This window comes from Fodinibius halophilus (assembly GCF_011059105.1).
Classification (GTDB): Bacteria; Bacteroidota; Rhodothermia; order Balneolales; family Balneolaceae; genus Fodinibius; species Fodinibius halophilus.
Map to the genome: position 1 here is coordinate 1 of NZ_JAALLS010000044.1, position 6,380 is coordinate 6,380.

6 protein-coding genes are annotated in these 6,380 nt (G+C 41.4%); 2 read left to right on the forward strand and 4 right to left on the reverse strand.

The annotated features are described in order from the left end of the window. The first annotated feature begins 103 nt into the window (after window positions 1–103). Window positions 104–274, forward strand: coding sequence for a GIY-YIG nuclease family protein (locus G3569_RS17865; RefSeq protein ID WP_165271454.1), 171 nt, complete (start codon window positions 104–106; stop codon window positions 272–274). Window positions 275–834: 560 nt separating this feature from the next. After that, window positions 835–1,566 carry a MerR family transcriptional regulator gene (locus tag G3569_RS17870; RefSeq protein WP_165271455.1) on the forward strand — a complete coding sequence of 244 codons (732 nt, stop codon included), beginning with the start codon at window positions 835–837 and terminating at the stop codon, window positions 1,564–1,566. A gap of 138 nt (window positions 1,567–1,704) precedes the next feature. On the opposite strand, the gene G3569_RS17875 is transcribed toward G3569_RS17870, so the two are convergent. The 4 genes from G3569_RS17875 to G3569_RS17895 form a co-directional block, all read right to left on the reverse strand. Beyond that, window positions 1,705–2,847, reverse strand: a complete 1,143-nt coding sequence (locus G3569_RS17875) for a hypothetical protein (protein ID WP_165271456.1) — start codon at window positions 2,845–2,847, stop codon at window positions 1,705–1,707. 457 nt (window positions 2,848–3,304) lie between these two features. Then, a complete protein-coding gene (locus tag G3569_RS17880) occupies window positions 3,305–4,927 on the reverse strand; it encodes an FG-GAP repeat domain-containing protein (protein ID WP_165271457.1) in 1,623 nt (540 codons plus the stop codon). 819 nt (window positions 4,928–5,746) lie between these two features. After that, the gene (locus tag G3569_RS17890) at window positions 5,747–6,037 is read right to left on the reverse strand and encodes a type II toxin-antitoxin system RelE/ParE family toxin (protein ID WP_165271459.1); all 291 of its coding nucleotides are present in this window, start codon (window positions 6,035–6,037) and stop codon (window positions 5,747–5,749) included. Continuing rightward, window positions 6,034–6,267: an addiction module protein gene (locus G3569_RS17895; protein ID WP_165271460.1), complete on the reverse strand. Its 234-nt coding sequence runs from the start codon at window positions 6,265–6,267 to the stop codon at window positions 6,034–6,036. The genes G3569_RS17890 and G3569_RS17895 overlap by 4 nt, the downstream gene beginning before the upstream one ends. Window positions 6,268–6,380: the final 113 nt, after the last annotated feature.

The window sequence follows — 6,380 nt, forward strand, 5'->3', positions numbered from 1 at the left end:
GGCGGACGGAGGTTCGAATCCTCCCCCCGCCACTAAGTAAAAACGGCTTTCTGAAGTTCAGAGAGCCGTTTTTTATTTTATACCCTATCGAGAGAGGTCTGCTATGTATACGGTTTATGCACTTCATTCTCCTGATTATGATAAGATCTATATTGGTTATACCTCGAACCTGCAGCAGCGTTTGCTCTCACACAACAAGCTGGGCACCAAAAGCTGCAACTACCACTGTCATTCTGAACTTGTTTCAGAATCTCATCTGCTCTCACATCACTAGTTTAGTATCAAAGGTGAAAAAAAGGTAGTCCATTTTTTGTCAGCAAAAAATAGACCACCGTAGAACGGGGCACGGCGAAAAAACTCCCCTACTGCGCTATAGCTTCGTAGGACTTCGCTGGGGGAATTGTAGATATTGCTCTAGTTCTAATCGCTCTTATATTTATTGCTCTAAATCGTTTGTAGTTATTAGGGAAACTTTTCCCGCAATTCCCCCAGAACCCTGATTTTTAAACTGTGAAGTTGGCAAAGGTATTTTTAGGATATGTGTATTTTAATGGTCCTTCAAAGGTTTTAGTTGTCTTCTCATTATCGACCGGTATAAAATACACAAGCCCATCCTTTGTCCTCCGCTCTCCAGACTTTAAACCGTAGTAGCCCAATCCATTGATCTTTTATTCCAGCTGTGCCGGTTCGCCACCGGCCGCCTGACATTTTTCTTTTTGAAGGGGTTAGGTGTACTTTGAACCTGAAATTAAAAAAAATAAAATTATTTCTTGACTCTGACGCGACGTAAGGTCTTATCTTATTGACAGAACAATAATAAAACAAGAAAAAACTATGAATGATCGACTGTTAAAAATCGGAGAACTGGCGGAAAAAACCGGACTGACTAACAGAACAATTCGCTATTACGACGAGATTAACCTGTTAAAACCTACAGAACGCAGCAGATCAGGATACCGGCTATATGGTCGGGATGAGTTGGAGCGTCTCCAAAAAATAAGATCTCTCAAATTTCTTGGATTACAATTAGAAGAAATAAAAGAATGCCTGAAAGATGAGGATTATAATTTAGAGAAGATTATATACCGGCAGATGAAGCAAGTGCAGACCGAAATAGAACTTGGCAAAGAACTCTACAATCGCTTGAAAATAATCGCTGACCTGCTAAAATATTCAGAGAATCTTTCCACAGAAGAACTTATAAAAACACTAAATACTATGACTAAATACGAAGAGTACTATACGAAGGATCAATTAGAACATTTAGAAAAGCGGAAACAAAAACTTGGTGAAGAACGAATTAAAGAAGTACAGCAAGAATGGAAGGAACTGATAGCAGAAGTTCGGACAGAAATGGAGAAGAACACCGATCCAAACAGCGAAAAGATGCAAGAACTCGCTGCTCGCTGGGAAGAATTAATCCAAGAATTTACCGGGGGTAATAAAGAAATCCGAAAATCACTTTCGAAGATCTACAGTAATGAGGATACCGAAGAGGTCTCTCATGGATATGTAGACAATGAGACGATGCAATTTATTAGTAAAGCAATGAAAAATGCTAACTGATTGAAGTACACCTAACCATGCGCTTAAGGGGTGCACGGAGTCTTAAGATTTCGATTACAGTTTACTATTTGGCGCCCAAAAAACAAGACGGGCAGGGAGCAGGTGAGGCAAAGTGTTGGCTAGCTTCCAAATCAGCTGTTACAAATCAAAGCTATATACAATTGCTGACGGTGCATCATTTTCGGGCTTATTCAACACATAAAATTGATCTTTTTGTACCATTGTAATTTTTTGTGCATTTGGCAATACTAGTTTTCCTAAGGGTTCACCATCATAGGATAAGATGATATATTCGTTACCTGCCTCAGTTTCATCGGTCCAAAGCCAGAAACGATTTTGGTCATCAAGAAACACATCCATGAAGGCGGGCTTATTCTCGCGAATGAGCTCTTCCATATTTTTTCGTGTTTCAGAATCATAGCCAGCTAAATGAAATTCGAGACTATTTTCACTTACTGGTTTCTCTGATATATTAAGATGCAGCTCATGCTCAACTTTAAAGTCAGAATTCCGAATTCGAATAACTTGGTTATCTGGTCTGGCAATCAAAGTTTTGCCATTCGGTATTGACTTGAAAACATCAGAAAAACGATATGGTAAATCATATTCCCGAATGCCGCCACTGGGGAATTCGTAGATATAGTCTGAATGATGTTGTAACGAGATTATCGAATCTGTTACCACAAGGCTATCGTCTAAAGCCTCCACAAGGTGAATATAACCTTCTGTAAATTCATCTGGTGCCTGGAGTTGCTGGGTACTTTTATTTTCAAGAAGGTAGAAAGAAACAGGATCCAAACCTTTTATATCTTTGAATTCTCCGGGATATTCAACATTTAGATTTTTCGTATGATGATATATCCCATCAGATTCTTGTTGATATACCGAAATAATATAGCCTGGGTTATTGCTGGCTGCCAGAATAGATCCATTAAAGTGAGGATAATACCAGCCGCTAAGTTCACCTGGCCCTCTTCCGCTCCGGGCAATTTGCTCTATATATTCCCCTTTTTCATTAAATTGGTGGATTCCTGGGCTTGATCTTTCAGCAATTAAAAGATGATTATTCTCTGTAGCATAAAATCTCACTGGGTTAGATAAAATTAAATTTTCTGACTCACTTATCTCGAGCTTCTTTGTAATATCTATAATTGGAACGCTACTGTAATCTAATCTCTCTTGTTCAGGAGAGTCTGCAGTGCAACTATAGAGTATCGCAGATGATAATATAAAAAGAGATATATTAAGTAGGCCTCTAAAGTATGATAGCAATTTCTTCAAAAGAATGTTATTTCAGTTAATGGTTTAATGTGAAAGCTAACGACATTGCGGCCCACTATGCGCCCGTAGCTGATTCTATGGAGCGTAAGAGGCCGAAGTAGCAAGGCCACGGAGGCCTACCCGGTTAAACATGACCGGCGAGAGCTGCGAGAGCCCATCGGCATAAGTCAGGCAACAAAGATGGTAACAAGTACCTGCGAGCGACTTTCGGGCAGACAGCCGTTTCCGCCTACACTGATTATATAAAGTGGTGAAGAAATTCTACAGAAAGATTAAGCGTCGCAGTGGTCGCTCGGTAGCCAGAGCCGTCGTAGGCAAAGAGTTGGCCAAAGGCGTTTGGCCCGGCAATTATCGGGATGGCCACAACCGACACACCCGAACGTCTAAGAGGGATCCAGAGCCCGTGCGTGGGATTTGGACATCGGTTGGTTGGCCGGTTACTACTTTAATTTGGTTTTTACTGTTGTACCCAAAGCTCAGGAGGCTCACAGCATCCATTATCGGGATCAACCAATCCCGGTAACATCCAATCCATCAAACCATCATCATTAGCATCTACCAAGGCATCTACAGCAAATTCTATTTCTACAAGGTCAAACGAAAAATCACTCCGATTTAACAAAACATGTATCCCCTGATCTTTTATTGGTGTGATCAGATCCGGCCAGGAATCATCATTAATATCAACAACTTCTTCAATATCCAGTATACCGGGGTACTCTTCTGATAAGTCGATTACTTCGAATTCAAGATCTCCCTTGTTTACCCAAATTACACCTCTCGATCCATCGGTTACTACATCGGTACTTAAAGCAACGACATCCGGCCAGCCGTCTAGATTCATATCCCTGCAAAACATTCTGCTAGCGACATCATTTTCTTCGTAATATGAAACGGGAAGGACTTTATCCATGCGTCTAAACGAACCAAATCCATCGTTTATCAAAAGTACATTCTTCTTCCCCATATTGCGATTATCCCAACTTCCCAAAACTAAATCATCGTCACCATCGCGATCTATATCGCAATTGCTGGATGATAACATAGGATGATCTCCATTTGCTAGTTTTTCGGGAAGTCGGTCTTCACCCTCATTCTGCATTTGACCATCTCCTTGGTTGACAAAAAGAAAGGTCGAAGCTCCATCAGCAATATTGTTGGTAATTAGGTCCGGATCCTGATCACAATCAATATCTGTGCTCGCTGCACCATGTGTAAAGCGCTTATCGTTAGTAGACAGGTGAGTATCAGAGACATTTTTCAGGGTTCCACCAGGTTGTGAGAGTAAATAGACATTTGTCGCTTGAGGATAGGGAGGGTAGTCATATCCACTTTGAGCGCGATAAATATCTAAAATTCCGTCCCCATTAAAGTCAGCAATTACATTCGTGTACGAATAGTCTGTAAATACCTCTTCCTCTCCCAATACTTCGGTTGTGACCTCTTCAAACTTGCCTCCTGTATTTCGCCAGAATAGCAGTTGCCCGGGTTCCTCTTCTTGTAGATTTTCATCGGCTACTAAAATGTCTTGAAATCCATTGCCATCAAAATCAGCCGATACTGAACCCATTCCCAAGGCAATTTCAAGCTGACCTCCATCTACCGGATTGTCTACTTTTTGCCACATGGGCGTTTGAGTATTCACAGGAGGTTGGTTAGGAAATTTTGTGGGTTCCGTACATTGTGGATTCTGCTGGATAACCACCTCAGCTGTAAGTGAGGCATTTAATGACGGACCGGAGCTGGTTTCCGCAGTTATCTCTGCTTCGCCCTCATACCAGCTGGAGATAAGCCCCTCACTGTTTACTTCGGCTATCGAAGTATCAGAACTGTTCCAACGAAGTGAAGGAGTCTCCACTTCGTTACCATCTTCATCGATAGCTGTAACTTTAATTTGAGCGGTATCTGCCCACCTATCCAATATGACCGATTCCTCAGACAACTCTAAACTTACTGGATCTGTATTTCCCGGTTCTTCAGGACCCGTTGTGCTTCCATCTCCTCCACAAGCAACTAATAAAGCAACTATTGTAATCATACCAATGGATAGAATGGGCTTTAAAGCTTTTTCATATCTCATAACAATTTTAATTGTTTAATTAATCTTTAGGGCCAACGTTTGACTTTAAGCCACCTAACGACATTGTGCATAAAGCTGCAGGCGCCAACGTGTTGAACTTATTTACAAATGAAATTGTAACCATAAAAAGAGAAGCAGGCAAGAAAAGGCGAGGCCTGCCCGCTGTTCCAATTAGCACAGACTATTTTAATCATTTTGTTAATTAGATTATTTCTGACGATCGGCCACGGTTTCCCTTCGTCAAGTTTGCGTTGTTTGTAGCTGGCAAATCCAAACTGCGAGGCAATCTGTTTGTGATTGAGCTTTTGCTGTCCGTAAAACAATGTAAGCCACAGCCAGGCGGTGACGTTTCCTATGCCGGGGATGCTTAGCAGCAGCTGGTAATATCGATTCAGTCCCTGATGAGTGGTAANTTGCGATGGTGTTCCGGGGCAACTTTCTTGGCTGCAGTGGTTTTAAGCAGGGCGCATTTCCAGCCCCGACGGCTAAGGCTGGCCAAGAGGCGGTCGCTGTAAATGCCGGTATCTTCAATACAGATGATGGTGTACTGTTGGGGGCAGTTGCGGGTGTTTAACCACTGGTGCAGGCGCTGGAAATCTTCGTCTCTATTCGCCGGGGGCTGTATTTCCCGCGGGGTCGCAGCCAACAGTCGATGGTATCTTTTGAGGTATTAATGCCCAGAAAATGGTGATAGGATATGGGGACTGTAGTATCCATAACAAATGCACATCTTATTAGTGGTATTGTTAAATATGAGAGACGTTTTTGCTCATCTCAACTCGGTAGGGTAGTCTAATAAATGCGCGGGTTATACCCACATTACTTTCGGGATTTCCAATATCCAGGCCTACGGTGAAGATGCATTAACGCATAAATATCAATTCGATCATTTTGAACAGAATAAATCAGGCCATAAGGAAATCGCTGGACTATCATTCTTCGATCTGAATTGGTAAGAGGGAAACCAAGATTTGGATAGGTCTTGATTAAGCGCAACGTTTTTTCAACTTCATTTAGAAACTCGTCTCCCAACCCAGCAGCTTTATTTTCATAATATTCAACAGATTGATGTAACTCGTGTTCTGCTTCAGGATGAAAATGTAGCGTCACTTTTTAAGGATTTTTCGAGCTTCAGCAAGGACTTTTTCAGCAGGGATTGTATCTACTTCTCCTGATTCTATTTCTTTCTTCCTGCGATTTATTTCTTCAATCCATGCTTGCTCGATATCTTCATCAACTTTGTCTTCCAAGCTTTTTAGCAAACGTTTAGCCAGTTCAGCCCTATCTTTCTCTTCTAATTTAAGAGCAGAATCTTCAATTCTTTTATAATTCGTAACCATAAGCTTTGACTTGATTTTTCTTTAATCTATAGAAAAACGATCAAAATTGTTAATTATTCGATTGAGCTTTTGTGGGTATAACGACATTGCGCATAACCGGCGCACGGATTGAT